Source organism: Kitasatospora sp. NPDC096077 (assembly GCF_040303245.1).
In the GTDB taxonomy this organism is placed as follows: domain Bacteria; phylum Actinomycetota; class Actinomycetes; order Streptomycetales; family Streptomycetaceae; genus Kitasatospora.
On the sequence record NZ_JBEOSV010000003.1, the window covers coordinates 18,532 to 43,922 of the forward strand.

Annotated in this window: 25 protein-coding genes; 10 read left to right on the forward strand and 15 right to left on the reverse strand. The window is 72.4% G+C overall.

The genetic code is table 11. The features are described 5' to 3' along the window. Positions 1-4 precede the first annotated feature (4 nt). The 3 genes from ABTZ03_RS03675 to ABTZ03_RS03685 all read left to right on the forward strand — a co-directional run bounded on the left by ABTZ03_RS03675 (position 5) and on the right by ABTZ03_RS03685 (position 3,225). On the forward strand, positions 5-1,486 hold the full coding sequence (locus ABTZ03_RS03675) for an aldehyde dehydrogenase family protein (protein ID WP_350511225.1): 1,482 nt from the start codon (positions 5-7) through the stop codon (positions 1,484-1,486). Beyond that, a complete protein-coding gene (locus ABTZ03_RS03680) occupies positions 1,479-2,381 on the forward strand; it encodes an aldehyde dehydrogenase family protein (RefSeq protein WP_350511226.1) in 903 nt (300 codons plus the stop codon). Before ABTZ03_RS03675 ends, ABTZ03_RS03680 begins: the two co-directional genes overlap by 8 nt. Before the next feature lie 205 nt (positions 2,382-2,586). Then, positions 2,587-3,225, forward strand: a complete 639-nt coding sequence (locus tag ABTZ03_RS03685; RefSeq protein WP_502894380.1) for an ATP-binding protein — start codon at positions 2,587-2,589, stop codon at positions 3,223-3,225. Between the two features lie 215 nt (positions 3,226-3,440). On the opposite strand, the gene ABTZ03_RS03690 is transcribed toward ABTZ03_RS03685, so the two are convergent. After that, positions 3,441-4,118, reverse strand: a complete 678-nt coding sequence (locus ABTZ03_RS03690; RefSeq protein ID WP_350511501.1) for a SigE family RNA polymerase sigma factor — start codon at positions 4,116-4,118, stop codon at positions 3,441-3,443. A 571-nt stretch (positions 4,119-4,689) separates the two neighbouring features. Between ABTZ03_RS03690 and ABTZ03_RS03695 the strand changes: the two genes are divergently transcribed. The 4 genes from ABTZ03_RS03695 to ABTZ03_RS03710 all read left to right on the forward strand — a co-directional run bounded on the left by ABTZ03_RS03695 (position 4,690) and on the right by ABTZ03_RS03710 (position 8,062). After that, positions 4,690-5,367, forward strand: coding sequence for a response regulator (locus tag ABTZ03_RS03695; RefSeq protein WP_030257458.1), 678 nt, complete (start codon positions 4,690-4,692; stop codon positions 5,365-5,367). Positions 5,368-5,446: 79 nt separating this feature from the next. Then, on the forward strand, positions 5,447-6,988 hold the full coding sequence (locus tag ABTZ03_RS03700) for an ATP-binding protein (protein ID WP_350511227.1): 1,542 nt from the start codon (positions 5,447-5,449) through the stop codon (positions 6,986-6,988). Further along, the gene (locus ABTZ03_RS03705) at positions 6,985-7,308 is read left to right on the forward strand and encodes a hypothetical protein (protein ID WP_350511228.1); all 324 of its coding nucleotides are present in this window, start codon (positions 6,985-6,987) and stop codon (positions 7,306-7,308) included. Before ABTZ03_RS03700 ends, ABTZ03_RS03705 begins: the two co-directional genes overlap by 4 nt. 136 nt (positions 7,309-7,444) lie before the next feature. Further along, positions 7,445-8,062, forward strand: a complete 618-nt coding sequence (locus ABTZ03_RS03710; protein WP_350511229.1) for a VanZ family protein — start codon at positions 7,445-7,447, stop codon at positions 8,060-8,062. On the opposite strand, the gene ABTZ03_RS03715 is transcribed toward ABTZ03_RS03710, so the two are convergent. Then, positions 8,032-8,706 (reverse strand): PhzF family phenazine biosynthesis protein, encoded by a 675-nt coding sequence (locus ABTZ03_RS03715; RefSeq protein ID WP_350511230.1) that lies wholly within the window; start codon positions 8,704-8,706, stop codon positions 8,032-8,034. The genes ABTZ03_RS03710 and ABTZ03_RS03715 overlap by 31 nt on opposite strands. A gap of 124 nt (positions 8,707-8,830) precedes the next feature. Then, the gene (locus ABTZ03_RS03720; protein WP_350511231.1) at positions 8,831-10,240 is read right to left on the reverse strand and encodes a hypothetical protein; all 1,410 of its coding nucleotides are present in this window, start codon (positions 10,238-10,240) and stop codon (positions 8,831-8,833) included. 473 nt (positions 10,241-10,713) lie between these two features. Between ABTZ03_RS03720 and ABTZ03_RS03725 the strand changes: the two genes are divergently transcribed. Beyond that, positions 10,714-10,899 (forward strand): PspC domain-containing protein, encoded by a 186-nt coding sequence (locus ABTZ03_RS03725; RefSeq protein ID WP_188308551.1) that lies wholly within the window; start codon positions 10,714-10,716, stop codon positions 10,897-10,899. Between the two features lie 84 nt (positions 10,900-10,983). Here the strand turns inward: ABTZ03_RS03725 and ABTZ03_RS03730 are convergent, their stop codons facing one another. The 3 genes from ABTZ03_RS03730 to ABTZ03_RS03740 form a co-directional block, all read right to left on the reverse strand. Continuing rightward, entirely contained in the window at positions 10,984-11,364 is a 381-nt protein-coding gene (locus ABTZ03_RS03730; protein ID WP_350511232.1) for an ATP-binding protein, read from the reverse strand. A 212-nt stretch (positions 11,365-11,576) separates the two neighbouring features. Then, a complete protein-coding gene (locus ABTZ03_RS03735; RefSeq protein WP_350511233.1) occupies positions 11,577-12,734 on the reverse strand; it encodes an adenosine deaminase in 1,158 nt (385 codons plus the stop codon). Positions 12,735-12,852: 118 nt separating this feature from the next. Then, on the reverse strand, positions 12,853-13,815 hold the full coding sequence (locus tag ABTZ03_RS03740) for a LysR family transcriptional regulator (protein WP_502894381.1): 963 nt from the start codon (positions 13,813-13,815) through the stop codon (positions 12,853-12,855). 98 nt (positions 13,816-13,913) lie between these two features. On the opposite strand from ABTZ03_RS03740, the gene ABTZ03_RS03745 reads away from it, so the two are divergent. After that, positions 13,914-15,215, forward strand: coding sequence for an MFS transporter (locus tag ABTZ03_RS03745; protein ID WP_350511234.1), 1,302 nt, complete (start codon positions 13,914-13,916; stop codon positions 15,213-15,215). Continuing rightward, a complete protein-coding gene (locus ABTZ03_RS03750; RefSeq protein WP_350511235.1) occupies positions 15,212-15,754 on the forward strand; it encodes a Uma2 family endonuclease in 543 nt (180 codons plus the stop codon). The genes ABTZ03_RS03745 and ABTZ03_RS03750 overlap by 4 nt, the downstream gene beginning before the upstream one ends. Positions 15,755-15,807: 53 nt before the next feature. On the opposite strand, the gene ABTZ03_RS03755 is transcribed toward ABTZ03_RS03750, so the two are convergent. The 9 genes from ABTZ03_RS03755 to ABTZ03_RS03795 form a co-directional block, all read right to left on the reverse strand. Continuing rightward, positions 15,808-16,146: a helix-turn-helix domain-containing protein gene (locus ABTZ03_RS03755; RefSeq protein ID WP_350511236.1), complete on the reverse strand. Its 339-nt coding sequence runs from the start codon at positions 16,144-16,146 to the stop codon at positions 15,808-15,810. Between the two features lie 11 nt (positions 16,147-16,157). Beyond that, complete coding sequence (locus ABTZ03_RS03760; protein WP_350511237.1) at positions 16,158-16,526, reverse strand: type II toxin-antitoxin system RelE/ParE family toxin; 369 nt, start codon at positions 16,524-16,526, stop codon at positions 16,158-16,160. Positions 16,527-16,572: 46 nt separating this feature from the next. Next, a complete protein-coding gene (locus ABTZ03_RS03765; RefSeq protein ID WP_350511238.1) occupies positions 16,573-17,850 on the reverse strand; it encodes a thymidine phosphorylase in 1,278 nt (425 codons plus the stop codon). 106 nt (positions 17,851-17,956) lie between these two features. Then, on the reverse strand, positions 17,957-18,367 hold the full coding sequence (locus ABTZ03_RS03770) for a cytidine deaminase (RefSeq protein WP_350511239.1): 411 nt from the start codon (positions 18,365-18,367) through the stop codon (positions 17,957-17,959). After that, positions 18,364-19,656 carry an ABC transporter permease gene (locus ABTZ03_RS03775; protein WP_350511240.1) on the reverse strand — a complete coding sequence of 431 codons (1,293 nt, stop codon included), beginning with the start codon at positions 19,654-19,656 and terminating at the stop codon, positions 18,364-18,366. The genes ABTZ03_RS03770 and ABTZ03_RS03775 overlap by 4 nt, the downstream gene beginning before the upstream one ends. Next, a complete protein-coding gene (locus tag ABTZ03_RS03780) occupies positions 19,653-20,816 on the reverse strand; it encodes an ABC transporter permease (protein WP_350511241.1) in 1,164 nt (387 codons plus the stop codon). The genes ABTZ03_RS03775 and ABTZ03_RS03780 overlap by 4 nt, the downstream gene beginning before the upstream one ends. Before the next feature lie 3 nt (positions 20,817-20,819). After that, a complete protein-coding gene (locus tag ABTZ03_RS03785) occupies positions 20,820-22,484 on the reverse strand; it encodes an ABC transporter ATP-binding protein (RefSeq protein WP_350511503.1) in 1,665 nt (554 codons plus the stop codon). 213 nt (positions 22,485-22,697) lie between these two features. Next, positions 22,698-23,753 (reverse strand): BMP family lipoprotein, encoded by a 1,056-nt coding sequence (locus tag ABTZ03_RS03790; RefSeq protein WP_350511242.1) that lies wholly within the window; start codon positions 23,751-23,753, stop codon positions 22,698-22,700. A gap of 255 nt (positions 23,754-24,008) precedes the next feature. Next, the gene (locus ABTZ03_RS03795) at positions 24,009-25,295 is read right to left on the reverse strand and encodes an amidohydrolase (protein WP_350511243.1); all 1,287 of its coding nucleotides are present in this window, start codon (positions 25,293-25,295) and stop codon (positions 24,009-24,011) included. Between the last annotated feature and the right edge of the window lie 96 nt (positions 25,296-25,391).

Genomic DNA, 25,391 nt, shown 5'->3' on the forward strand with positions numbered 1-25,391 from the left:
CACCATGGCCAAGAAGAAGAACATCGAGGAGCCCGCGGCCAAGCCGGCCGGCGGTCTGTTCAGCTACGCCCCGGCCCCGGAGTCCCCGGCCGCCGCCGGCGACATCGCCACCTCCTACGGCCACTTCATCGGCGGCGAGTTCGTCGACTCCTCCGGCAGCGAGGCCCTGAAGACGGTCAACCCGGCCACCGAGCAGGTGCTCGCCGAGTTCGCCCGGGGCACCGACGAGGACGTGGACCGCGCCGTCGCCGCCGCCCGCAAGGCCTTCGCCGACTGGTCGGCGCTGCCCGGCAGCGAGCGCGCCAAGTACCTGTTCCGGATCGCCCGGATCATCCAGGAGCGCGCCCGCGAGCTGGCCGTGCTGGAGTCGATCGACAACGGCAAGCCGATCCGCGAGACCCGCGACTTCGACATCCCGACCGTCGCCGCGTGGTTCTTCTACTACGCGGGCTGGGCGGACAAGCTCGACTACGCGGGCTTCGGCGCCAACCCGCGCCCACTGGGCGTGGCCGGCCAGGTCATCCCGTGGAACTTCCCGCTGATGATGCTGGCGTGGAAGATCGCGCCCGCGCTGGCGACCGGCAACACGGTCGTCCTGAAGCCGGCCGAGACCACCCCGCTGACCGCCCTGCGCTTCGCCGAGATCTGCCGCCAGGCCGGTCTGCCCAAGGGCGTCGTCAACATCGTCACCGGCGACGGCCGCACCGGCGCCGCGCTGACCGCGCACCCGGACGTCAACAAGGTCGCCTTCACCGGCTCCACCCCGGTCGGCCGGGCGATCGCCAAGCAGGTGGCCGGCAGCCGCAAGAAGCTGTCGCTGGAGCTGGGCGGCAAGGCCGCCAACATCGTCTTCGACGACGCGCCGATCGACCAGGCGGTCGAGGGCATCGTCAACGGCATCTTCTTCAACCAGGGCCACGTCTGCTGCGCCGGTTCCCGCCTGCTGGTCCAGGAGTCGGTCCAGGACGAGGTGCTGGACGCCCTGAAGCGCCGGATGGCCACCCTGCGGGTCGGCGACCCGCTGGACAAGAACACCGACATCGGCGCGATCAACTCGGCCGCCCAGCTGGCCCGGATCACCGAGCTGACCGCGGCCGGCGAGGCCGAGGGCGCCGAGCGCTGGTCGCCGGAGTGCGAACTCCCGGGCACCGGCTTCTGGTTCAAGCCGACCCTGTTCACCGGCGTCAGCCAGGCCCACCGGATCGCCCAGGAGGAGATCTTCGGCCCGGTGCTGTCGGTGCTGACCTTCCGTACCCCCGACGAGGCGGTCCAGAAGGCCAACAACACCCCGTACGGCCTCTCCGCCGGCATCTGGACGGAGAAGGGCTCGCGCATCCTCTGGATGGCCAACAGGCTCAAGGCCGGCGTGGTCTGGGCCAACACCTTCAACAAGTTCGACCCGACCTCGCCGTTCGGCGGCTTCAAGGAGTCGGGTTACGGCCGCGAGGGTGGCCGCCACGGTCTGGAGGCCTACCTCGATGTCTGATGTCGCAACGCGTCTTGACGTCCTCAAGACCTACAAGCTGTACGTCGGCGGGAAGTTCCCGCGCTCCGAGAGCGGGCGGGTGTACGAGGTGACCGACTCTAAGGGCGAGTGGCTCGCCAACGCCCCGCTGGGCACCCGCAAGGACACCCGGGACGCCGTCCTGGCCGCCCGCGCGGCGGTCAAGGGCTGGGCCGGCACCACCGCGTACAACCGCGGCCAGGTGCTGTACCGGGTGGCCGAGATGCTGCAGGGCCGGCGCGAGCAGTTCGCCGCCGAGGTGTCGCTCTCCGAGGGCATCGGCCCGAAGAAGGCCGCCGCGCTGGTGGACGCCGCGATCGACCGCTGGGTCTGGTACGCGGGCTGGACGGACAAGGTCGCCCAGATCGCGGGCGGCGCCAACCCGGTCGCCGGGCCGTACTTCAACCTCTCCACCCCGGAGCCGACCGGCGTGGTCGGGATCGTCGCCCCGCAGGCCGGGTACGGGCACTCGCTGCTCGGCCTGGTCTCGGTGATCGCCCCGGCGATCGCCACCGGCAACACGGTCGTGGTCGCGGCCGCCGCGGACGCCCCGCTGCCCGCGCTGTCGCTGGGCGAGGTGCTCGCCACCTCGGACGTCCCGGGCGGCGTGGTCAACATCATCTCGGGCCGGACCGCGGACATCGCGCCCACCCTGGCCTCGCACCAGGACGTCAACGCGGTGGACCTCACCGGTGCCATCGCCGCCGACGGTCCCGGCGCGGCGACCGCCCTGGAGGCCGCCGCCGCCGATACCCTGAAGCGGGTGGTGCGTCCGGAGCTGGACCCGTTCGCCCAGGACTGGACGAATGCTCCCGGTACCGACCGGCTACTCTCGTTCCTGGAGACGAAGACGGTCTGGCACCCGATGGGTATCTGACCCCGTCGCCACTGCGTCACAACTCCACAGACTGGCCGTCCCCAGTGCCCTCTCCCCCCCCCAGGGCCCGGACGGTCATTGGACGGACCCGCACCTCTCCCCCCCTGGTGCGGGTCCGTCGGCTTCCCGGGCCGGACGGCCCGGCGCAGAAGATGGCCGCTGACCGGTTTCGGCAACCGGCCACGATGCGTCAGACTGGTGTCCCGTGAGTGACTCCCCCATGAATCCCGCGCCGACAGCCCACGCCCGGGTGATCCTGCTCTCCGGGCCCTCCGGATCGGGGAAGTCCTCGCTGGCGGAACGCAGCGGACTCCCGGTGCTCCAGCTGGACGACTTCTACAAGGACGGGGACGACCCCACCCTGCCCCGGCTGCCGGACGGCGCCGTGGACTGGGACTCCCCGCTCGCCTGGCACCGCGACCAGGCCGTCGCCACCATCCGCGCGCTGTACGAGCACGGGCGGGCCGAGGTGCCGGTGTACTCGATCCCGGACAACGGCCGGGTCTCCACCCGCGCCCTGGCGCTGGACGGCGCGACCGCGTTCATCGCCGAGGGCATCTTCGCCGCCGAGATCGTCGCCGAGTGCGCGGCCGAGGGCCTGCTCGGCGACGCCCTGTGCCTGCGCAACGGCGCGCTCACCACGGCCTGGCGCCGACTGCGCCGGGACGTCCGGGAGGGCCGCAAGTCGCTGCCGGTGCTGCTGCGCCGGGGGCTGCGGCTGATGCGGGCCGAGCGGGCCATCGTCGGGCGGCAGGTCGAGCTCGGCTCGTACCCGTGCGCCGGGCCGGAGGCCGAGCGGCGGGTCCGCGCGGCGGCCGGGGCGCGGGAGCTGTCGGCGGTCTGAGCGGCCGGGCCGCGACCCCCTGGAAACGCCGGAACGACGACGGGCCCGGTGCGTCTCCCCCGCACCGGGCCGTCGCCTCGACGAACGGCCCCGGCTCCCCACGGACCCCGCTCCCCCGAGCCGGTGTCCCCGAACCGCTACCGTCCGCTACCCGTCCCCCGACGGGAGTCCTTGTTCCCCTCCGGCGTTCCCCTCCGCCGTTCCCCTCCGGCCCGTTACGCGACCAGCTCGCCGAACGCCCGGACGGTGTCGCCCGACTTGTTCAGGTGCTCGTCGTCGCGCAGCCGGCGCAGCGCGCGCCAGATGCTGCTCTTGACCGTGCCGACGCTGATCCCCAGCACGTCGGCGATCTCCGGGTCGGTCTTGCCCTCGTAGTACCGCAGCACCAGCATGGTCCGCTGGTTCTCCGGCAGCTTCGCCAGCGCCTGCCAGAGCACGGTGCGCAGCTCGGTGCCGCCCATCGCGTCGGTGTCGCCGGCCGTCTCCGGCAGCTCCTCGGTCGGGTACTCGTTGACCTTGCGGCGCCGCCAGGCGGAGATGTGCAGGTTGGTCATGGTGCGGCGGAGGTAGCCCCCGACCGCGGCCTTGTCGGTGATCCGGCCCCAGGCCCGGTAGGTGCTGAAGAGCGCGCTCTGCAGCAGGTCCTCGGCCTCGTAGCGGTCACCGGTGAGGTGGTACGCCGTGGCGTACAGGGAGGCGCGGCGCTCGCGCACGTACGCGGTGAACTCCGTGATGTGGTCCTCCGCGACGGCCGGGTGCTCCCCCTGCGCGTCCCCCTGTCCCGCCTCGGTGGTGCGGGCCGCTGCGGGGTTCAGCCGCAGCAGCGTCGCACCGGCGGCCTCGCGGCCGGCCGACTCCCCCGAGCCGACCGTCCGCAGACCGTTCTTCCCCAGGTCGCCCCCCCGGGCGTCCTTGCCCTCGACGCGGACGGGGAGGATCCCCCGCAGCGTGAGGGTGGTGCCGGAATCGGCCGCACTCCCCAGTCGGCCGATCCCGTACAGCTCCCCAGTCCTGCCGCCACCGCTCACCCGGCGTGCGGCAGGGTTTCCCCCGGTGCTGTGCGCGCACCCCCGTACGGTCACGGCACCGGAGTTCTCGTCGGTCCTGATCTCGTACCGGGTCCGGTGGGTGGTCGCTGACGAACGCGCGGTGCGGACAGCCGGGTTGGTCCGGGTCTGAAGCATGGCGTTCATCGTGCGCCCCCTTGGTTCGGTACGAGCGGTTCCTGTTGCCGCCCTCCAGCCGGCCCTTGCGGCCCGCTGTCCTGCGGCGACATGGAAAATCCTGCCCGCCGGTTGTGATGGCGCTGTCCGCCGACTGTCACAGGGGTGTCACAGGGGCGGGCCCTTCGTCCCGTTCCATCTCCCTCCGTACCGGACGCCGGTGGTCGCCCTTCCGGTTCCCATACGGGCGGTGACCGGTCCGGGGGGTGAATCGACGCTTCCGGTGGGCCAAAATGGGGCCGTGCCTTTCCTCCTACTGATCGAGGACGACGACGCCATCCGGACCGGCCTCGAACTCGCCCTCACCCGCCAGGGCCACCGCGTGGCCACCGCCGCCTCCGGTGAGGACGGTCTGAGGCTCTTCAAGGAGCAGCGGCCCGACCTGATCGTGCTGGACGTGATGCTGCCCGGGATCGACGGCTTCGAGGTGTGCCGTCGGATCCGGCGCACCGACCAGCTGCCGATCATCCTGCTCACCGCGCGCTCCGACGACATCGACGTGGTGGTGGGTCTGGAGTCCGGGGCGGACGACTACGTGGTGAAGCCGGTCCAACCGCGGGTGCTGGACGCCCGGATCCGGGCCGTGCTGCGGCGCGGCGAGCGGGAGAGCTCGGACTCCTCCGCGTACGGCAGCGTGGTGATCGACCGGGCCGCGATGACCGTCACCAAGGACGGCCAGGACCTCCAGCTCACCCCGACCGAGCTGCGGCTGCTGCTGGAGCTCAGCCGCCGCCCCGGCCAGGCGCTCTCCCGCCAGCAGCTGCTGCGGCTGGTCTGGGAGCACGACTACCTCGGCGACTCGCGCCTGGTGGACGCCTGTGTGCAGCGGCTGCGGGCCAAGGTCGAGGACGTGCCGTCCGCGCCGACCCTGATCCGCACCGTGCGCGGGGTCGGCTACCGGCTGGACCCGCCCGCCTGAGCCCGCTCCCCTCCCGAACTCCCGCCCGACCTTCCACCCTGAACTCTCGCCCTGAACTCCCGTACGACGACAGGCTCTTGTGACTGACCATCAGCAGACCGCCCGGCGGTTCTCGTCCGGCCCGTGGCGACGGCTGCGCTCACTGCGGGTGCGGCTGATCGCGGTGTTCGCGGCCGTCGCGCTGCTCGCCGCCGTCTCGGCCTCCGGCATCGCGTACTGGCTCAACCGCGACGCGGTGCTCAAGCGCGCCCAGGACACCGCGCTGAACGACTTCCGGGTCTCGCTCAGCCGCAACGTCTCCGACCTGCCGCTGAACGCCAGTTGCCCGGACCTGGCCACGCTGGCCTCCAACGTGGCCAGCTCCGGACTGAGTTACGACGTGGTCGTGGTCGACCCGGCGCACCCCGAGTGCCCGGCCTCCTCCGACCCGACGAAGTTCACCCTGGCCGACGTCCCGGCGACGCTGCGGACCACCGTCGCCAAGCCGCGCGAGGTCAGCGAGAGCAACCCGTACCCGTACCACCTGTACTGGCAGCGGCAGAACCTGGCGGGCCGCCCGTTCGTCATCGGCGGCACCAAGGTGGTGCCGAACGGGCCGACGGCGTACATGTTCAAGTCGCTGGAGAACGAGCGGGCCGACCTCAACACGCTGGGCTGGTCGCTGGCCATCGCGACCCTGCTGGCGCTGATCGGCTCGGCGCTGCTCGCCCAGGCCGCCTCGTCGACCGTGCTGCGGCCGGTCAAACGGCTCGGCGAGGCCGCCAAGCGGCTCGGCGAGGGACACCTGGACACCCGGCTGGAGGTCGACGGCTCCGACGAACTCGCCGACCTGGCGCGGACGTTCAACCGGGCCGCGGAGTCACTGCACGAACAGGTCGAGGAGCTGAGCGCGCGCGAGGCGCAGAGTCGCCGGTTCGTCGCCGACATGTCGCACGAACTGCGCACCCCGCTCACCGCGATGACCGCGGTGACCGACATCCTGGAGGACGAGGCCGAGTCGCTGGACCCGATGATCGAGCCCGCCGTCCGGCTGGTGGTCAGCGAGACCCGGCGACTGTCCGACCTGGTGGAGAACCTGATGGAGGTCACCCGCTTCGACGCCGGCACCGCCCGGCTGGTCGCCGACGAGGTGGACGTCGCCGACCTGATCATGTCCTGCATCGACGGCCGGGCCTGGTACGACGCGGTCGAACTGGACGCCCCGCGCGGCATCCTGGCCGTGGTCGACCCGCGCCGGCTCGACGTCGTCTTCGCCAACCTGATCGGCAACGCGCTCAAGCACGGCGGCTCACCGGTGCGGGTCAAGGTCCGGCAGACCGACGACTCGGTCGTCGTCGAGGTGTCCGACAGCGGCCCCGGCATCCCCGAGGACGTGCTGCCGCACGTCTTCGACCGCTTCTACAAGGCCGACCGCGGACGGGCCCGCTCCGAGGGCAGCGGGCTGGGACTGTCCATCGCGATGGCCAACGCCCAGATCCACGGGGGGACGATCACGGCCGCGAACGGGGAGGTCGGCGCGGTGTTCACCCTGACCCTGCCGCTGACCCAACCGCCGCCGCCGTCCGCGGGCGGGACCGACAGCGGCCCCGCCGGCGGCGCCGAGCTCAAGGACGCCACGTGACCTCCCCCACCCGTACCGACCGCACCACCCTGCGCCGGGCCGCCGGCGCGCTGCTCCTGCTCGCCCTGGCCACCGGCTGCGGCATCCGGCCGACCGCGGTACCCGTCGACGCCGGCGCGCCCGCCAGCCGGACGGCCTGCCCGAACACCCCGCACCCACCGACCGCGCTGGCCACCCCGCCCGCCCCGGCCCCGACCGTCACCCCGGCCCGCGGCACGGCCAAGACGGGCGCCAGCCCCTCGCCCACCCCGGTGACCCCCGGCTCACCGCCGCCGGACAACGTGTTCGGCGCGGTGCCGACCACCTCGGCGTGCCGGTAGCCGTCGGGTAGGCCGGGGCCGGACCGGGGACGGACCGGGGCAGGTCCCGGCCCGGCCCGGCGGAAACGGGGGCGCGTCCCGGAATGTTCACGCCCGAGGTGGAACCGCCGCGCCACCGGCCCACGTCCTTCCCCCCGTGCAGCGAGATGGCACCAGGACACGCGACGAGCGTTCCGGCGCACGGACCGAGACCGGGCCGGCGGCGGGCGTCCACCGTCCCTTCCGACTGGCGGGACTGGCGGGCCTGGCCCTCCACCTGACCCTGGCCCTCTGGCTGGTGCTCAGACCCCTGCCGGTGGCCTGGGTGTACGACGCCAACCTGACGCCGCTGGCCTCGCTCCGCTCGTCCACCGGCTGGCAGGTGGTCGGCGAGCTCCTGCTGCTCGCCCCGCTCGGCGTGCTGCTCCCGCTGGCCGGCGGCCGGATCCGGGCCCCCTGGCTGCCGTCCTTCCTGCGCACCACCGGCGCCTCCGCCCTGCTGGCGACCGGCCTGGAGTTCCTCTCCTCCTGGACGCCCGGGCACGTGCTCAACGTCGACCACATACTGTTCGCCGTGCTCGGCGTGATGGCCGCCCACCTCGCCCTCGTCCCCGGCCTGCGCCGCCTGCTGCGGGACCACCGCCCGAAGCCGCGGGCGCCCCGGGCGGTCGTACTGGCCGGCCCGCCGGTGGCCGCCGCCGTCACCCCGACCAGGACGGTCGTGCCCGCGGCCCGACCGCGCGCCTACGCGGAGCCGACCCCGCCCGCGGGCTGACCCGCGACCCGGACCACCCGGCCGCCGACCTCCACCAGCCCACCCGGGCGCGGGCCCGCCAGCAGCTGCGAACCCCGCCCCTGGGTGACGGTCAGCGCCCGACCGAGCCGGGCGGCCAGCAGCAGGGCGGCCGCGCCGGTCGCCTCGTCCTCGTCGATCCCGTCCCCGCGCCCGGGGAAGGCCCGCGCCCGGACCGTACCGGCCGCCTCGTCCTGCCAGGCCCAGGCGTACACCCACTCCCCCGGCGGCGGCACCGCCAGCCCGTCCACCTCGGCCGGCGAACCGTACTGCCGCAGCGTCCGGGGCGGGGCCCACTCCGGCCGGGCCGTGATCCGGGTCAGCCCGCCGTCCCGCCGCACCGCCACCACCCCGGCCGCGGTGACCAGTCGCTCCACCCCGAGCAGCCAGGCGGCGCCCACGCACGGATGGCCGGCGAAGGGCAGGCGCACACTCGGGGCGTAGATGTCGATCTCCCCGCGCGCCGGGTCGTCGACGAACACCGTCTCGCTGAAGCCGAGTTCCCGCGCGAACGCCTGCCGGTCGGCCCGGTCCGGCAGGGCGGCACCGTCCCGCACCACGCCCAGTTCGTTCCCGTGTCGCCCGTCGGGCCCGCAGAAGACCCGCAGCACCTCGTAGTCGGTCATGTCCCACCTCGTCCGTCACTGTTCCGGTGTCACCGGCTGTCGATCGTCGCCGGAGCCCGTGCGCCCACGGCCCGGGCGGCTGCCGCCGTCGCCGTTCCGTCGCACCGGGCCCCTCGAATGGGGGTCAGTTCCCGTTGCCCCGGAGGCGGTTGCGGCGGCGGGCCACCACCAGGATGCCGAGACCGAGGGCGATCGCGGTGGCGCCGGTGATCGCCATCGGCGCGGCGGAGGGGCCGCCGCCGGTGGAGGCCAGCCGGGTGGGGGCCGGGTCCGCCGGGGCCGCGACGGCCTGGGCGGTGACGGCGGCCTGCGCGGCGGTGGCCGGGCCCGGCGTGCCGGTGGTGACCTGGGCGGCCGGGACGGCGGGGTCGGTGGCGACCGGGGCCGGGACGCCTGCGGAAGCGGTCGGGGCCGGGGTGCCGGTGGAACCCGTGGCGGCCTCGATCCGGAAGTCGGCCCTGGGACTGGAGGTCCCGCGCTCGGTCCCGCCCGGGCCGGCCAGGCTGTAGCCGTTGGCGACCACCGACTCGGCCGCCGCCGGGGCGTCCTTGGTCCAGGCGAGCCGCAGGTTGACCGTGTGGGTCCCGCCGTTCGGCAGGGCGATGACGTCGGCGTCCTTGGCACCGCTGCGCAGCTCCACGCCCAGCTGGGTGCCGGGGAGGTCGTGCCACTCGGGCGTACCGGCGATCCACACCCCCGCCTGGGTCTGGAACTCCAGCCTGACCATGTCCGCGCGGAGCATGCCCTCGCCCTGGAACACGATCGCCGGGACGACCCGGAGGTCGGTGCCGGTGTGGTTGCCGAGGACCACCGTGAAGGGCTTCGCCTCGCCGCCGGCCGTGAAGGAGGCGGGCAGGCCCTCGATCCGCACGTCCGGGAGCCCGACCGGGGCCGGGGTGGTCGGGGTGCCGCTCTCGACGGTGAAGTTCGGGGTGTTGCCCCAGGCCGGGGCGCCGCGCTGCTCCGGCGGCAGGGTCGGGTCCGAGATCACCGCGCGGAGCGCGGCGCCGGCCGGGCCGGGGGCGGCGTCGGCGGTGAAGGTCAGCCGGAGCCGGTAGGTGAACTCGGCACCGGCCGCCAGGTGCAGCTCGGTGGCGAACGGGTCCAGGTCCCACTGGCCGCCGGCATCCGTCCCCAGCGCCTTGGCGTCCTGCCACCGGGTGTCACCGGGGCGCTGGAACTCCAGCTTGAGCTGGCTCGGCCCGGGACCGCTGCCACGGACCGTCGAGACGACGAATCCGGTCATCACGTCCACCCGGTGGTCGGTGGTGTTCCTGAGGGTCGAGGAGAGTTCGACCGAGGTGCCCGCCTTGACCGTGGTCGGCATGCCGCTGGTGGTGATCGTGACGGCCTGGCCCTGCGGAACGGCGGCGGTCGAGCCGGCGGTCGGGCCTGCGGTCGGGCCGGTGGTCGGGCCGGTGGTCGAGCCGGCCGTCGGGGCCGCGAGGGCGGCCGGGGCGGAGCTCAGGGCGAGGCCGGAGACCAGCGCGGCAGCGGCGGCCACGGCGAGCAGTCTGCGGGGCTGAGTGCGCAAGGGAACCTCACGGAAGAATTCGGGCGTGACCCGGGAAGAGTGCGAAATCGCAGGCGTGAGGGGCCTGTTGAGGCCAGGCCGAACAAGGCCGTTCCGGCGCCGCTGGAATGCCCCCCACCATCAACGACCGCGGAATCATATCCCCCTCCGCCGACCGTTCCGCGACCGGGTTTTCACCCTCCCGGAGACTCGGGTGAGACGTTCGGCGGGACGTTCGGTGGGACCTTCGTCCTCAGGGTGACCCTGAGCCGGACCCCGACCCGGCCTACGCCTTGCCGGTGAGCCGCCCGGTGCGGGAATCGCCTGGCGGGCGGAGGTTTTCGGGCCGACGGCGGCCGAGTATGGAAGTACGCCCGCCGGAGCGACCGGCCCGGGCCGCCAGCCCTAGGAGTTCAGATGAGCGCGCGAAGCAAGCGAATCATCAAGAGGTGCGCGTGGGCGAATGCCACCACCGAGCGCAGCGAGGTGGGCGCATGAGCGCGCGTCTCGCCCGTCCCCGCCACAACCGCGTCATCGCCGGCGTCTGCGCCGGGATCGCCGAGCGTTTCGGACTGACCCCGTGGACCGTCCGCCTGATCTTCCTGCTCTCCTGTCTGCTGCCCGGCCCGCAGTTCCTGGTCTACCTCGCGCTCTGGGTGCTGCTCCCCCAGGAGCCGTGAGGCCGTCCGGGCGGGCACGGCGACGGGCCGCCCGCCCCCGGGGTCTCCGGGGGCGGGCGGCCCGTCGTGGTGCCGGGGGCTGGATCAGCCGCCCAGGCCCGGCAGAGCGCCGGTCAGGCCGCCGATCGGGGTCTTGTCCAGGCCGGGGACGCCCGGGAGGGCGGCGCGCTGCTGGGTGACGCCGGCGACCGGGGCGGCGGGCGCGGCCTCGGCGGCCGGGGCGGCGGCGGGCTGACCGGCGGACGGGGTCAGGGTGCCGAGGGTGCCGGCCACCTTGTCGCCGCCGGGCAGCTTGGCCGCGGTGTCGGTGACCGCACCGGTCACCGCGGGGTTCGTGACCGCGCCGGTGGGCAGCCCGAGGCCGCCGGCCGCCTGACCGGCCGCCGCGGAGGCGGTGCCGGCGCCGACCGCCGCGATGGCGATGCCGAGCGCCGCGGTACCGGCGGCCTTGAGAGCCTGCTTCATGGTTGGTCCCCTTGGATCCTCGTCGGTGGCCGACATCGGCACGGTTCGGCGAACGGGCGACCGTCGCCACGGCCGGTCAGCAATGACTGGCACACCGTAGTGACCGGGTCGCGCGAGAACCAAAGGGCGTTCACTCACCCGAGTGACTAGTCGGATGAACACCAACTCCCTTGGCAGGAAGAGGCGTTCATCCGACCCGGTTCGACGGTGCCTCAGTTGGCGCCGACACCCCCGCTGAACAGCCACTCCGCCTTGAGCTCGGCGTAGCCCGGCTTGATCACGTCGCTGATCATCGCCAGCCGCTCGTCGAAGGGCAGGAACGCGGACTTCATCGCGTTCACCGTGAACCACTCCATGTCACCCAGGGTGTAGCCGAAGGCCTCCACCAGGTGCCCGAACTCCTGGCTCATGCTGGTACCGCTCATCAGCCGGTTGTCGGTGTTCACGGTGACCCGGAACTTCAGCCGGCTGAGCAGACCGATCGGGTGCTCGGCGTACGAAGTGGCGGCCGCCGTCTGGAGGTTGGAGGTCGGGCACATCTCCAGCGGGATGCGCTTGTCGCGCACGTACGCGGCCAGCCGGCCGAGCTCGACGCCGCCGTCCTCGCGCACCGTGATGTCGTCCACGATCCGCACGCCGTGGCCGAGCCGGTCGGCGCCGCAGCACTGCAGGGCCTCCCAGATCGACGGCAGGCCGAAGGCCTCGCCCGCGTGGATGGTGAAGTGGTTGTTCTCGCCCTTGAGGTAGTCGAAGGCGGCCTGGTGGCGGGTGGGGGGGTAGCCGGCCTCGGCACCCGCGATGTCGAAGCCGACGACGCCGGCGTCCCGGTGGCGGTTGGCGAGCTCGGCGATCTCCTGCGAGCGGGCGGCGTGCCGCATCGCGGTGATCAGGGTGCCGATCCGGATCCGGTGGCCGGCCGCGCGGGCGTTGGCCTCGCCGAGGCGGAAGCCCTCCTGCACCGCCTCGACGACCTCGTCCAGGCTCAGGCCGCCCTCCAGGTGCTGCTCGGGGGCGTAGCGGACCTCGGCGTACACGACGCCGTCGGCGGCCAGGTCCTCGGCGCAGTCGGCGGCGACCTTGATCAGGGCCGCACGGGTCTGCATGACGGCGCAGGTGTGGGCGAAGGTCTCCAGGTAGCGGACCAGCGAGCCGGAGTCGGCGGCCTCGCGGAACCACTCGCCGAGTTCCTTCGGGTCGGTGGTGGGGAGGCCCTCGTAGCCGGTGGCGGCGGCGAGCTCGACGATGGTCTCCGGGCGCAGCCCGCCGTCGAGGTGGTCGTGCAGCAGGACCTTCGGCGCGCGGCGGATCTGGTCGGCGGTGGGAATGCGCGGGCCGGTGCCCGCGGTGGTGACGGGGATCTGCTTCTCCATTGCGGAAATATAGCCCCTACGCGCGTAGACCCACCACCGTGCGCACCACCGAATGGTCCAAACCCGACCGGGAATTCCACCGCCCGGTCCATAGGATCCGCCAAAGGCCGTCCGACGTTCAGTCGTGGTGCAGCAGCCGCCCCCGCCGGGACAGCACGAAGTCCCGGAACGCCGCCACCGGCGGCGTCAGCGGCCGCCCCGCCGCCCAGGCCAGGCCGATCGCCCGCCGGGTCCGCGGCGCCGTCACCTCCAGCTCCACCACCCCGGGCCTCGGCACCAGGGCCGGCGGCAGCAGCGCCACCCCCAACCCGGCCGCCACCAGCCCGCGCAGGGTCTCGGTCTCCTCCCCCTCGAAGGCCAGCCGCGGCACGAACCCGGCCTGCGCGCAGAAGCCGTCGGTGATCATCCGCAGCCCGTACCCCTGCTCCAGCCCGACGAACGGCTCCTCGGCCACCTCCGCCAGCCGGATCCGCCGCCGCCCGGCCAGCCGGTGGTCCGCCGGCACCACCAGGTGCAGCCGCTGCTCGTCCAGCGGGCGGGCGGTGAAGGCCGGATCGTCCGGCAGCGGCGCGACCAGGCACAGGTCCAACTCGCCCGCCCGCAACCGCTCCAGCATCGCCGTGCCGTAGTCCTGCACCAGCTGGAACCGCACCTGCGGATGCGCCGCCCGGAAGCCGCGCAGCAGCGCCGGGACGGCGTCCGGACCCATCGTGTGCAGGAACCCGAAGGCCACCCGGCCGGCCGTCGGATCCGCCTCCGCCCGGACCGCCTCCGCACCCCGCTCCAACTCCGCCAGGGCCCGCTCCACCGAGGCCAGCAACAGCCGGCCCGCCCTGGTCAACCGGACCGTCCGACCCTGCCGGGCCAGCAGCTCCACCCCCAACTCCCGCTCCAGCCGGGCCACCGCGCGGGACAACGTCGGCTGCGGCACCCCGAGCAGCGCCGCCGCCTGGGTCACGTGCTCCAGCCGGGCCACCGCGGCGAACCGGGCCAGCCCCGGCGCCAACCGGACGGCCGGCTCGTCCGGCCCCAACTCGGCGGCCCGGTACCGCTGCTCCGCTCCGTCCCGCGCATCCGCCACGACCGTCCCCGCCTCACCTCGACCCATGCACCAACGCATCGATCATCCCCTCTTCATGCATTGGACGCATCAAGCGCGCCGGGCCTACCGTCGAGGCCATGCAGCCCTCCGATACCAGGGCATCCGTCACCACGGCGCCCGCGCCCGCCCCGGATGCCTCCCCCGCGCACCCCCTCGACCAGGACGACCGCCACCGCCCCGGCCAACCCGCGTTCCGCCGCGCCAACCTGGCCCTGTTCGCCGCGGGGATCGCCACCTTCGTCCTGCTCTACTCCACCCAGGGCCTGCTGCCGATCCTCTCGGCCGACCTCGACCTCACCCCCGGCCAGGCCAGCTGGACGGCCTCCGCCACCACCCTCGGACTCGCCCTCGGACTGCTCCCCGCCAGCGCGCTCTCCGACCGGTACGGCCGCACCGCCGTGATGACGGCCTCCGTCCTCGCCGCCACCGCCCTCGCCGTCGCCCTGCCCTTCGCGCCCGACCTCACCACCCTGGTCGCGCTGCGGACGCTCCAGGGCGCCCTCCTCGCCGGGCTCCCCGCCACCGCGATGGCCTACCTCGCCGAGGAGATCCACCCCAGCGCGCTGGCCTCCGCGATGGGCCTCTACGTGGCCGGCAACAGCATCGGCGGCATGGGCGGCCGACTGGTCTCCGGCTGGACCGCCGCCGCCCTCGGCTGGCGCTGGGGCCTGGCCGCCTCCGCCGCCCTCGCCCTGCTCGCCGCGCTCGCCTTCCGGCTGCTGATCCCCGCCGCCCGGCACTTCACCCCGGCCCCGGTGGACGCCCGCGCGCTCGCCCGCACCGTCGGCCGGCACCTGCGCAACCCGCTGCTGGTACGGCTGTACGCGCTCGCGATGCTGTTCATGGCGGTCTTCGGCGCGGTCTACAACACCGTCGGCTACCGGCTGATCTCCGCCCCCTTCCACCTGCCGGAGTCGGTCGCCGCCTCGATCTTCGCGGTCTACCTGGTCGGCACCGCCACCTCCGCCGCGGCCGGCCGCCTCTCCGCCCGGCTCGGCCGCCGCGGCACCCTCTACGTCGCCATCGGCGTCACCGCCGCCGGCCTGCTGCTCTCGCTCGCCGACTCGCTGCCCTGCGCACTGCTCGGCCTGGTGCTGATCACCGCCGGCTTCTTCGCCGGCCACGCCACCGCCTCCGCCGCCGTGGGCCGCACCGCCACCGAGGGCCGCGCCCAGGCCTCCGCCCTCTACCTGATCGCCTACTACCTCGGCAACAGCCTCGGCGGCACCCTCGGCGCCGACGCCTACCACGCCACCGGCTGGCCCGGCACCGCCACCGTCGGCCTCACCGCCATGGCCCTGGCCGCCGCCGTCACCCTCTACGCCACCCGCCAGGCGCGCGGCGCGAGGCGGATGACTTCGGTACGCTCCGCGCCATGAGCATCAGTCAGGCCGACTACTCCCGGCTGCGTGCGGCTCGCGATGCCGTGTCGGGGATTCCCGGTATCGGGAAGGCTGAGATCGCGGAGGGCGGGATCATCCTGACGTTGCCGCCTGTCCAGCGCCACGAGCAGGCCGCGGAACAGATCACCGAACAGATCAACTTCCAGCTTCCCCGAACCCACCCCGGGTACGTCGCCCGCCGCGATGTCACTCTGGAGTGCCTCGGGCCGCACAGACTGGTCAGCCCGGACGTGCTGGTCTTCCCCGGGCACATCCGGCCGGAGATTCCATCCCACGCGGTACTGCTGGTCGTCGAGGTGGTCCCCGCCCCCAATCCTCAGCGCACCTACCGCGACAGGTATCGCGACTACTCCGCCATGGGCATCCCGCTCTACCTGATCGTCGATCCTCGCACCGGCACCGGCGTCGTGCATTCGGAGCCGGGCTACGAGTCCCGCGAGAAGTTCGCCTTCGGCGACAAGATCGCCGTCGGCCCCTGGACCCTCGACACCAGCGGGCTGCTCACGTACGCCTGAGCACGCGCGAGGAGCCCGTACCCGGTGGTCGGGTACGGGCTCCTGGATAAGGTTCAGGCAGCCGGCGCCTGGAAGCGGACGGCGGCCTGGGTGTCGGGCGTGACGTGGATGTCGAGCTCCGCCTCCAGCGCACCCGCCAGCCGCTGCAGCAGCGGGAGCGTGGGCACGGTCCCCGCCTCCTCGATGCACTCGATCTCGTCCACCGTCATCCCCGCCCGCCGGGCGACCTCGGCGTGCGAGAGGCCGAGAGCCGTGCGGCGGTCGTAGAGCGCCTGCCCGAACGCCATGGAATACCGGATCTCCAGCCGAAACGCGGCCATCTCCGGACTTTCCTCCACCTGCTCGCCCAGCAGCTCGCGCGTGCGGCGGGTCTTCCACTGTGCGTGGTTCACCACTGCTCTCCTTACCCGACGGTCCGGCTGAACTCTTCGTGTGCCGGGGGATGTTCCGACTCGCAGGTCTTCTGAGCCCACAACGCCCGGGTGACCTCAGCAGTCTCCCGCATCCGTCTCTTGGTGAATACCGTCAACAGAATGACTCTCCGACCGGGTGCCAGCCAGTAGGTGACTCTCGTGGCCGCACCGTCCAGACGAAGACGGAGCTCCCGCAGGGGTCCGTCCAGATGTCGCGAGCGCGGCTCGTCGAGCGTAGTCGGGTAATCAGCCAGATGATCGACGCGTTCCTCGACCAAGGCGTAGTGCCGTGGCGGAAGCGCGATGAGCCAGTCACGGACTTCCGGTTCGATCTCGACCGTGAAGCGGTCAACTCCCATGTGCGGCAGCGTAGACCACACTGCCGCACATGGAGTAATCGTATGACTACGCGATGCGGTCGAGGACGATCGGGTTCGGGGTGAAGGCGGTGCCCGCCGGGGCGACGGTGATGCCGTCCTTGAGGGCCTCGATGGCGTAGTCGTAGCGCTCCGGGGTGTCGGTGTGCAGGGTCAGCAGGGGCTGGCCCGCCACCACGGTGTCGCCCGGCTTGGCGTGCATCTCGACGCCGGCGCCGGCCTGGACCGGGTCCTCCTTGCGGGCGCGGCCGGCGCCCAGGCGCCAGGCGCAGACGCCGATCGCGTAGGCGTCCAGTTCGGTGAGCACGCCGGAGGCGGGGGCGGGGATGACGTGCTGCTCGCGGGCGACCGGGAGCGGGGCGTCGACGTCGCCGCCCTGGGCGGCGATCATGCGGCGCCAGTGGTCCATCGCGGAGCCGTCGCGCAGCGCGTCGGCCGGGTCCTTGCCGTGCACGCCGGCCGCGGCGAGCATCTCGCGGGCGAGCGCGAGGGTGAGCTCGATGACGTCGGCGGGGCCGCCGCCGGCCAGCACCTCGACGGACTCGCGGACCTCCAGGGCGTTGCCCGCGGTGAGGCCGAGCGGGGTGGACATGTCGGTGAGCAGGGCGACGGTGTTGACCCCGGCGGTGGTGCCCAGGCCGACCATGGTGCGGGCGAGTTCGCGGGCGTCGTCCAGGTTCTTCATGAAGGCGCCGGAGCCGACCTTGACGTCGAGGACCAGGGCGCCGGTGCCCTCGGCGATCTTCTTGGACATGATCGAGGAGGCGATCAGCGGGATGGCCTCGACGGTGCCGGTGACGTCGCGCAGCGCGTACAGCTTCTTGTCGGCGGGGGCGAGGCCGTCGCCGGCGGCGCAGATGACCGCGCCGGCGCCGCGCAGGACGTCCATCATCTCGTCGTTGGAGAGCAGGGCGCGCCAGCCGGGGATGGACTCCAGCTTGTCCAGGGTGCCGCCGGTGTGGCCGAGGCCGCGGCCGGACAGCTGCGGGACGGCGGCGCCGCAGGCGGCGACCAGCGGGGCGAGCGGGAGGGTGATCTTGTCACCGACGCCGCCGGTGGAGTGCTTGTCGCTGGTGGGCAGCGGCAGCGAGGAGAAGTCCATCCGGACGCCGGAGCGGATCATGGCGTCGGTCCAGCGGCTGATCTCGTGCGGCTTCATGCCGTTCAGCAGGATCGCCATGGCCAGCGCGGACATCTGCTCGTCGGCGACCTCGCCCCGGGTGTAGGCGTCGATGACCCAGTCGATCTGAGCGTCGCTCAGCTCTCCGCGGTCGCGCTTGGTCCTGATGACGGAGATGACGTCCATGGGTGCTCCAAGAGGGGTTTCAGATGCGTCAAAAAGCGAAGAGTGCCGCGAGATGACCGGGTTCCGGCCCACTCGCGACACTCTACGCGCGTAACAATTGCCGAGGCTAGAGCCGCTCCGGCCCGAACGCGTCGGGCAGGACCTCGCTCATCGGCTTCACGCCGGAGGCCAGGTCGACCAGCAGCGCGGGCCCGCCGTGCTCGTACAGCAGCTGGCGGCAGCGGCCGCACGGCATCAGCAGCTCACCGGCGCCGTCGACGCAGGTGAAGGCCACCAGCCGGCCGCCGCCGGAGGCGTGCAGCGCGGACACCAGCCCGCACTCGGCGCACAGCCCGAGCCCGTACGAGGCGTTCTCCACGTTGCAGCCGCTGACCAGTCGGCCGTCGTCGACCAGCGCCGCCGCGCCGACCGGGAACTTGCTGTACGGGGCGTACGCGCGGCCCATCGCCTCGCGCGCCGCCGCGCGCAGCCGCTCCCAGTCGACCACCGCGGGCCCGGTGGAGGCGGGGGCCGTCACTTGCCCTGGCCCTTGCGGTAGATCTGGCCGTCGGCCTTGGGCATCCGCAGTCGCTGCGACGCCAGCGCGAGCACCACCAGGGTGATCACGTACGGCGTGGCGACGATCAGCGGGCGCTGCACCTCGTCGGTCAGCGCGTACCAGGCGGCCAGGCCGCCGGCCACCACGAAGGAGACCACCGTGGCGGTGAACTTGCGGCGGTACAGCTGCCACAGGGCGAGCAGCGCCATCGCGATCGCGACGATCAGGATCAGCACGTGCACCGACTCCGGGTCGCGCAGCTGGAGGCTGTCGGTGAAGCCGAACAGGCCCGCGCCCATGGCGAGGCCGCCGGGCATCCAGTTGCCGAAGATCATCGCCGCGAGGCCGATGAAGCCGCGGCCCAGGGTCTGGCCGTCCTTGTAGAAGTGCGCGGCGACCAGCGAGAGGTACGCACCGCCGAGGCCCGCGAAGGCGCCCGAGGCGATGACCGCCAGGTACTTGTACTTGTAGACGTTGACGCCCAGCGACTCGGCGGCGGTCGGGTTCTCACCGCAGGAGCGCAGCCGCAGGCCGAACACCGTGCGCCAGAGCAGGAAGTAGCTGGCCACGATCAGCGCGGCGGCCAGCACCACGACCACCGAGAGGTTGGTGACCAGGCCGCCGAGCACGCCGGCCACGTCGGAGACCAGGAACCAGTGGTGGTTCTCGATGCTCTTCAGGCCCGAGGACAGCCCCGGGACGGTGATGTACGGCAGCGGATCGGCCGGCGGGGACTGGTTCTGCCCGGCGCCCACCGAGATGTAGTCCTTGTAGTAGATCCGGTTGACGTACGCGCAGATGCCGGGGATCAGCAGGTTGATGCCGACGCCGGAGACGATGTGGTCGACGCCGAAGGTGACGGTGACGATCGCGTGCAGCAGACCGCCGAGCGCACCGCCGGCCATGCCGGCCAGCAGGCCGACCCACGGGTTGACCAGGTAACCGGCCCAGGCGCCGCAGAAGGTGCCGGCGACCATCATGCCTTCGAGGCCGATGTTGACCACGCCGGCCCGCTCGGACCAGAGACCGCCCAGACCGGCCATGCCGATCGGGACCGCGGCGCTGAGCGCGGCGGTGACCTGCCCGGAGGAGGTCAGCGAGTGGTTGCCGGTGGCCATGCCCACGGCGGAGAACAGCACCAGGGCGCCCGCGATCAGGAGCAGGACGACCGGCCAGGACAGCTTGCGCTTCTTCGCGGGCGCGCCCGATGGCTCTCCGCCCGGGAAGACGATCTTCTTCCAGAAATCGGCCGTGAAGTTCTGGCTCATGCCGACACCTCCTTCTTCTCAGCAGCCGCGGCAGCCTGGGCGGCGAGCTGGGCGCCGACCTTCTGCTGCTGGCGCTTCAGGCCGTAGCGACGCACCAGTTCGTACGCGACGACGACGCAGATGACGATGGTGCCCTTCATCACGTCGACGATCTCGAACGGGAACTCGCCGTTCTGGGGCAGCGGCAGCACCGAGCCGGTGACGTCCAGGAAGGCGAACAGCAGGGCCGCGAAGGCCATGCCGATCGGGCTGGTCCGGCCGAGCAGGGCGATCGAGATGCCGAGGAAGCCCAGGTTCTGCTGGAAGGTCTGGCCGAAGTAGAACGAGTTCTGCAGCAGCTCGGGCAGGCCGATCAGACCGGCGATCGCGCCGGAGACCGCCATCGAGATGACGACCATCTTCTTGACGTTCACGCCGGACGCGGTCGCGGCGGACTCCGAGCGGCCGGTGGCGCGCAGGTCGAAGCCGAAGCGGGTGCGGGTCAGCACGAACTGGAACACCACGCCGACCAGGATCGCGACGAAGAGGAAGCCCCACAGGGTGCCGCCGGCCGTCTCGATGCCGAAGAAGTGGCTGGAGTCCGAGACCGGGTTGGTCTGGATCGAGTTGCTGGTGCCGCTGACCTTGGGCGCGAAGACGCCCGGGACGAGCAGTACACCGATGATCGCCAGCGCGATCGAGTTCAGCATGATGGTCGAGATGACCTCGCTGACGCCGCGGTAGACCTTCAGCAGACCGGCGATGCTCGCGTACAGGCCGCCGACCAGCATGGCGGTGACCAGCAGCAGCGGGATCTGGATGAAGGACGGCAGGTTCACCTGGGCGCCGACGTAGGCCGCGAACAGCGCCGCGACCTTGTACTGGCCCTCGACGCCGATGTTGAACAGGTTCATCCGGAACCCGAACGCGGCGGCCGCGGCGGCCAGGTAGTAGGTGGTGCTCCGGTTGAGGATGTTCACCTGGTAGTCCGACTTGGTGGCGAACGTGAGCATCACGTTCCACGCGTCGAACGGGTTCTTGCCCGAGGTCGCCAGCAGCACGGAGCAGATCGCGACGGAGAGCACGACCGCGAGCACCGGCGCCGCCAGTGCGAGCACGATCCGCTCACCGCTGATCCGCTGCGCCAGACTGCGCTTGGCGGCGGGGTTGGGACTGGTCATGGGTTACTCCCCCGCCTGCGGGTCGTCGGCGGTGTCGGTGTGCGGGTGCTCGCCCTCGGCCTCGGTGCCCTCGGCGGCGACGGCCTGCGCCTCGGCGACGGCCTCCGGCTCGGACTCCAGGTGGCCGGCGGCGGCACCGGTCATCGCGGTGCCGAGGTCCTCGGCGGTGACGGTGGCCGGGTCGGCGTCGGCGACCAGGCGGCCGCGGTAGATGACCCGGATGGTGTCGGAGAGGCCGATCAGCTCGTCCAGGTCGGCCGAGATCAGCAGCACGGCCAGGCCCTCCCGCTGGGCGGTCCGGATGTGCTCCCAGATCTGCGCCTGCGCGCCGACGTCCACACCGCGGGTGGGGTGCGCGGCGATCAGCAGCTTGGGCCGGTGGCTCATCTCGCGGCCGATGATCAGCTTCTGCTGGTTGCCGCCGGAGAGCGAGGCCGCGGTGACCTCGATGCCGGGGGTGCGGACGTCGTACTGCTCGACGATCCGCCAGGTGTCCTCGCGGGCGGCGGCCGGCTTGAGCAGCACGCCGCTGGAGTTGGGCTCCTCGGTGACGTGGCCGAGGATCCGGTTCTCCCAGAGCGGGGCCTCCAGCAGCAGGCCGTGCTTGTGGCGGTCCTCGGGGATGTAGCCGATGCCGGCCTCGCGGCGGACCCGGGTCTGGGAGCCGGAGAGGTCCTTGCCGTCCAGGACGACGGTGCCGCCGTCCAACGGCAGCATGCCCATGATGGCCTCGACCAGTTCGGCCTGGCCGTTGCCCTCGACGCCGGCGATGCCGAGGATCTCGCCCTTGTGGATGCGCAGCGAGATGTCGTCCAGGACGACGCGCTCGATGCCCTCGGCGTCGGTCTTGGCGATCCGGAGGTCCTTGACGTCCAGCATCTCGGTGGTGGTGACGGTCGACTCGCGGCTCTCCGGGGAGGGCAGCTCGGCGCCGACCATCAGCTCGGCCAGCTGGCGGGCGGTGACCGCCTTCGGGTCGGCGTCGCCGACCGTGGTGCCGCGCCGGATGACGCTGATCGCGTCGGCCACCGCGAGCACCTCGTGCAGCTTGTGCGAGATGAAGATGACGGTGACGCCCTCGGCCTTGAGGTCGCGCAGGTTGTCGAACAGCGCGTCGACCTCCTGCGGGACGAGCACGGCCGTGGGCTCGTCGAGGATCAGGATCTTGGCGCCGCGGTACAGCACCTTGAGGATCTCGACGCGCTGGCGGTCGGCCACACCGAGGTCCTCGACCAGGGCGTCCGGGCGCACGCCCAGGCCGTACTGGTCGGAGATCTCCTTGATCTTCGCCTTCGCCTTGGCCCCGATGCCGTGGAGCTTCTCGCCGCCGAGGACGACGTTCTCCAGCACCGTGAGGTTGTCGGCCAGCATGAAGTGCTGGTGCACCATGCCGATGCCGCGGGCGATGGCGTCGCCCGGGGTCTGGAACTCGCACTGCTCGCCGTTGATCGCGATGGTGCCCTCGTCCGGCTTCTGCATGCCGTAGAGGATCTTCATCAGCGTCGACTTGCCGGCGCCGTTCTCGCCCATCAGGGCGTGCACGGTGCCGGTGCGGACGGTGAGGTTGATGTCGTGGTTGGCCACGACGCCGGGGAAGCGCTTGGTGATGCCGCGCAGTTCGACGGCCGGTGTCGCCGTCCCCGCGCTGGGGGTGCCGTCCTTGCGCAGCGGGACGGGGTCGGATGCGGTGATGGCGGTCTCCTGGTGGTCTGGAGGCGCGACGTTGCGCTGGGAGGGCCAAAAGGGGGGAAACGGGGGGACGGAACGGGGCCCGGGGGTACGCGTTGAGCGCACCCTGCCGGGCCCCTCCCGTGAACCGAGTCGATCGTCGCGCTGCCGGGCAGGCGGCAGGCGCTGGTCGCGTCCGAGGACGCGCGGGCCTTAGTTGGCCGGCGCGGTCGGGATGGTGGTGGCGCCGCTGGTGATGGAGTCGGCGGCGGTCTTCAGCTTGTCCTGGATGTCGTCGATCTTGCCGCCGGTGGTGGCGAGCGAGACACCGTTGGCCTTCAGGTCGAAGAGCTTGATGCCGGTGAACGGCGAGCCCTGCTTGACCGACTGGATGTACTGGAAGACCGCGGTGTCGACGTTCTTGACCATCGAGGTCAGGATGGCGCCCTTGAACTTCGCCAGGGCCGGCTGGCTGGCCTGGTCGGAGTCGACACCGATGGCGAGCTTGCCCGCGTTGGCGGTGGCCTCGATGGCGCCGTTGCCGGAGGCACCGGCGGCGGCGTAGATGACGTCCGCGCCCTTGTCGAGCTGGCCCTGCGCGGCCTCCTTGCCCTTGTCGGGCGCGGCGAAGCCGGTGAAGTCCGGGGGGGTGGTCAGGTAGGTGGTCTCGATCTGGATGTTCGGGTCGGCGAACTTGGCGCCCGCCTTGTAACCGGCCTCGAACTTCTTGATCAGCTCGGTCTGGACACCACCGATGAAGCCGATGTGGTGGGTCTTCGACTTGTTCGCGGCCGCGACGCCGGCCAGGTACGAACCCTCCTGCTCGGCGAAGAGCAGCGAGGTGACGTTGGACGGCTGGTCCTTGTCGTTCGAGTCGATGATCGCGAACTTGACGTTCGGGTTGTCCTTGGCGACCTTGTTGACCGCCTGCTGGTAGACGAACCCGACGGCGACGATGGTCTTGTAGCCACCGTCGATCAGGTTCTTGAGGCGGGTCTCCTTGTCGGCCTCGGCCTCGCCCTGCTTGGCCTCGGCCTCGGTCACGGAGACGCCCAGCTCGGACTTGGCCTTGTCCAGACCGCGCGCGGCGGAGTCGTTGAAGGACTGGTCGCCTCGGCCGCCGATGTCGTAGGCCATACCGACCTTGAGACCGTCGGACGAGCCGGAGGAGGCGTTGTTGTCAGTGCTCTTTGCGCCGCAAGCGGCGAGCGAGGCGATGCCCAGGGAACCCGAGAGCACAACCGCGGCGAGCTTCATTGAACGGCGCAAGGGAGTTTCTCCTTCTCACACGCACCCGTTTAGCGTGGTCGGACGCCACCGTAACGCGCGTAGAACACGGTTGTGTTACGGGGTGCCGGAGCATTCGGGTTGTTATCAAACCGTGGTCTGAAGGCCGTCCCCGAGCCCTTTTTCCCCTGCGCGGACGGTGAATCCGAGACTTGGTCCGGGCCAGTGTACGGAACCGTTCGGAACCCGGATCTCGACAACCCCGTCACGCATCGCCCACAAACGCCTCGGGAACGATCAGATCCGGTCGCCCTCCAGGGCCAGCGCCGCGAACAGTTCCACGCCCACGCCGATCGCCCGCTCGTCCACGTCGAACCGGCCCTGGTGCAGGTCGCGGACGGTGGTGTCGCCCGGGGCGCGGACGCCGAGCCGGGCCAGCGCGCCCGGGGCGTGCTCCAGGTACCAGGAGAAGTCCTCACCACCCAGGCTCTGTTCGGTGTCCTCCACCACCTCGGCGCCACCCGGTCCGCCGGTCGGCCCGTGCCCCTCGCCTCCGCGACCGAAGCGGGCGGTCATCGCCGCCTCCAACTGCCCCACCGAGACCGCCTCGTTGACCACCGGCGGCACCCCGCGGTGGTAGTCCAGCGTCCACTTGGCCCGGTAGGTCTCGGCGAGCTTGGCGATCAACTCGTGCAGCAGGTCCGGCGCCTCGCGCCAGCCGTCCAACTCCAGGCAGCGGACGGTGCCCTCCAACTCGGCGTGCTGCGGGATCACGTTGGGCGCGGAGCCGGAGGCGATCCGGCCCCAGACCAGGCTGACGCCCCAACGCGGGTCCATCCGGCGGGCCAGCGCGGCCGGGAGGTCGGCGGCCATCCTGGCGATCGCGGTGACCAGGTCGGTGGTCAGGTGCGGCCGGGCGGTGTGCCCGCCCGGGCCGTCCAGGTGCAGCACCAGGCGGTCGCAGGCCGAGGTGATCGCGCCGACCCGCAGGCCGATCCGGCCGACCTCCACCTTCGGGTCGCAGTGCACCGCGAAGATCCGGCCGACGCCGTCCATCCCGCCCGCCTTGATGACGTCCAGCGCACCGCCCGGCATGACCTCCTCGGCCGGCTGGAACACCAGCCGGACCGGGCGGCGCAGCTCCCCGGAGCGCAGCGCCCCGGCCAGCACCAGGCCGAGGCCGAGCAGCACCGAGGTGTGCACGTCGTGGCCGCAGGCGTGGGCCCGGCCGGGGACGGTCGAGCGGTACGGCACATCGCTCTTGGCGTCGTCGATCGGCAGCGCGTCGATGTCGGCCCGGAAGGCCAGGAACTCGGTGCCCGGGGCGGTGCCGGCCGGGACGAGGTCGACCAGCAGACCGGTGCCGCCGGGCAGCACCCGCGGCTCCAGGCCCGCCGCCACCAGCCGGTCGCGCAGCAGCCCGGTGGTGCGGAACTCCTGGCGGCCCAGCTCGGGGTGCCGGTGCAGATCACGGCGGAAGGCGATCAGCTCGGGCTCCAACCGCCGGACCCGGGCGCGCAGTTCGGCGACGGGGCCGGCGACGGCGAGAGTGCTGCCCGGCTGAGCGGGCTCAGGGGGGTTCATCTCCCCAAGAATAGGCCCGTTGGGGGGATTTGGCCCGACTTCCGGAAAACTAGTCCCCGGATGGGCGCATACCGGCCTGACAGGTGGGTATGACAT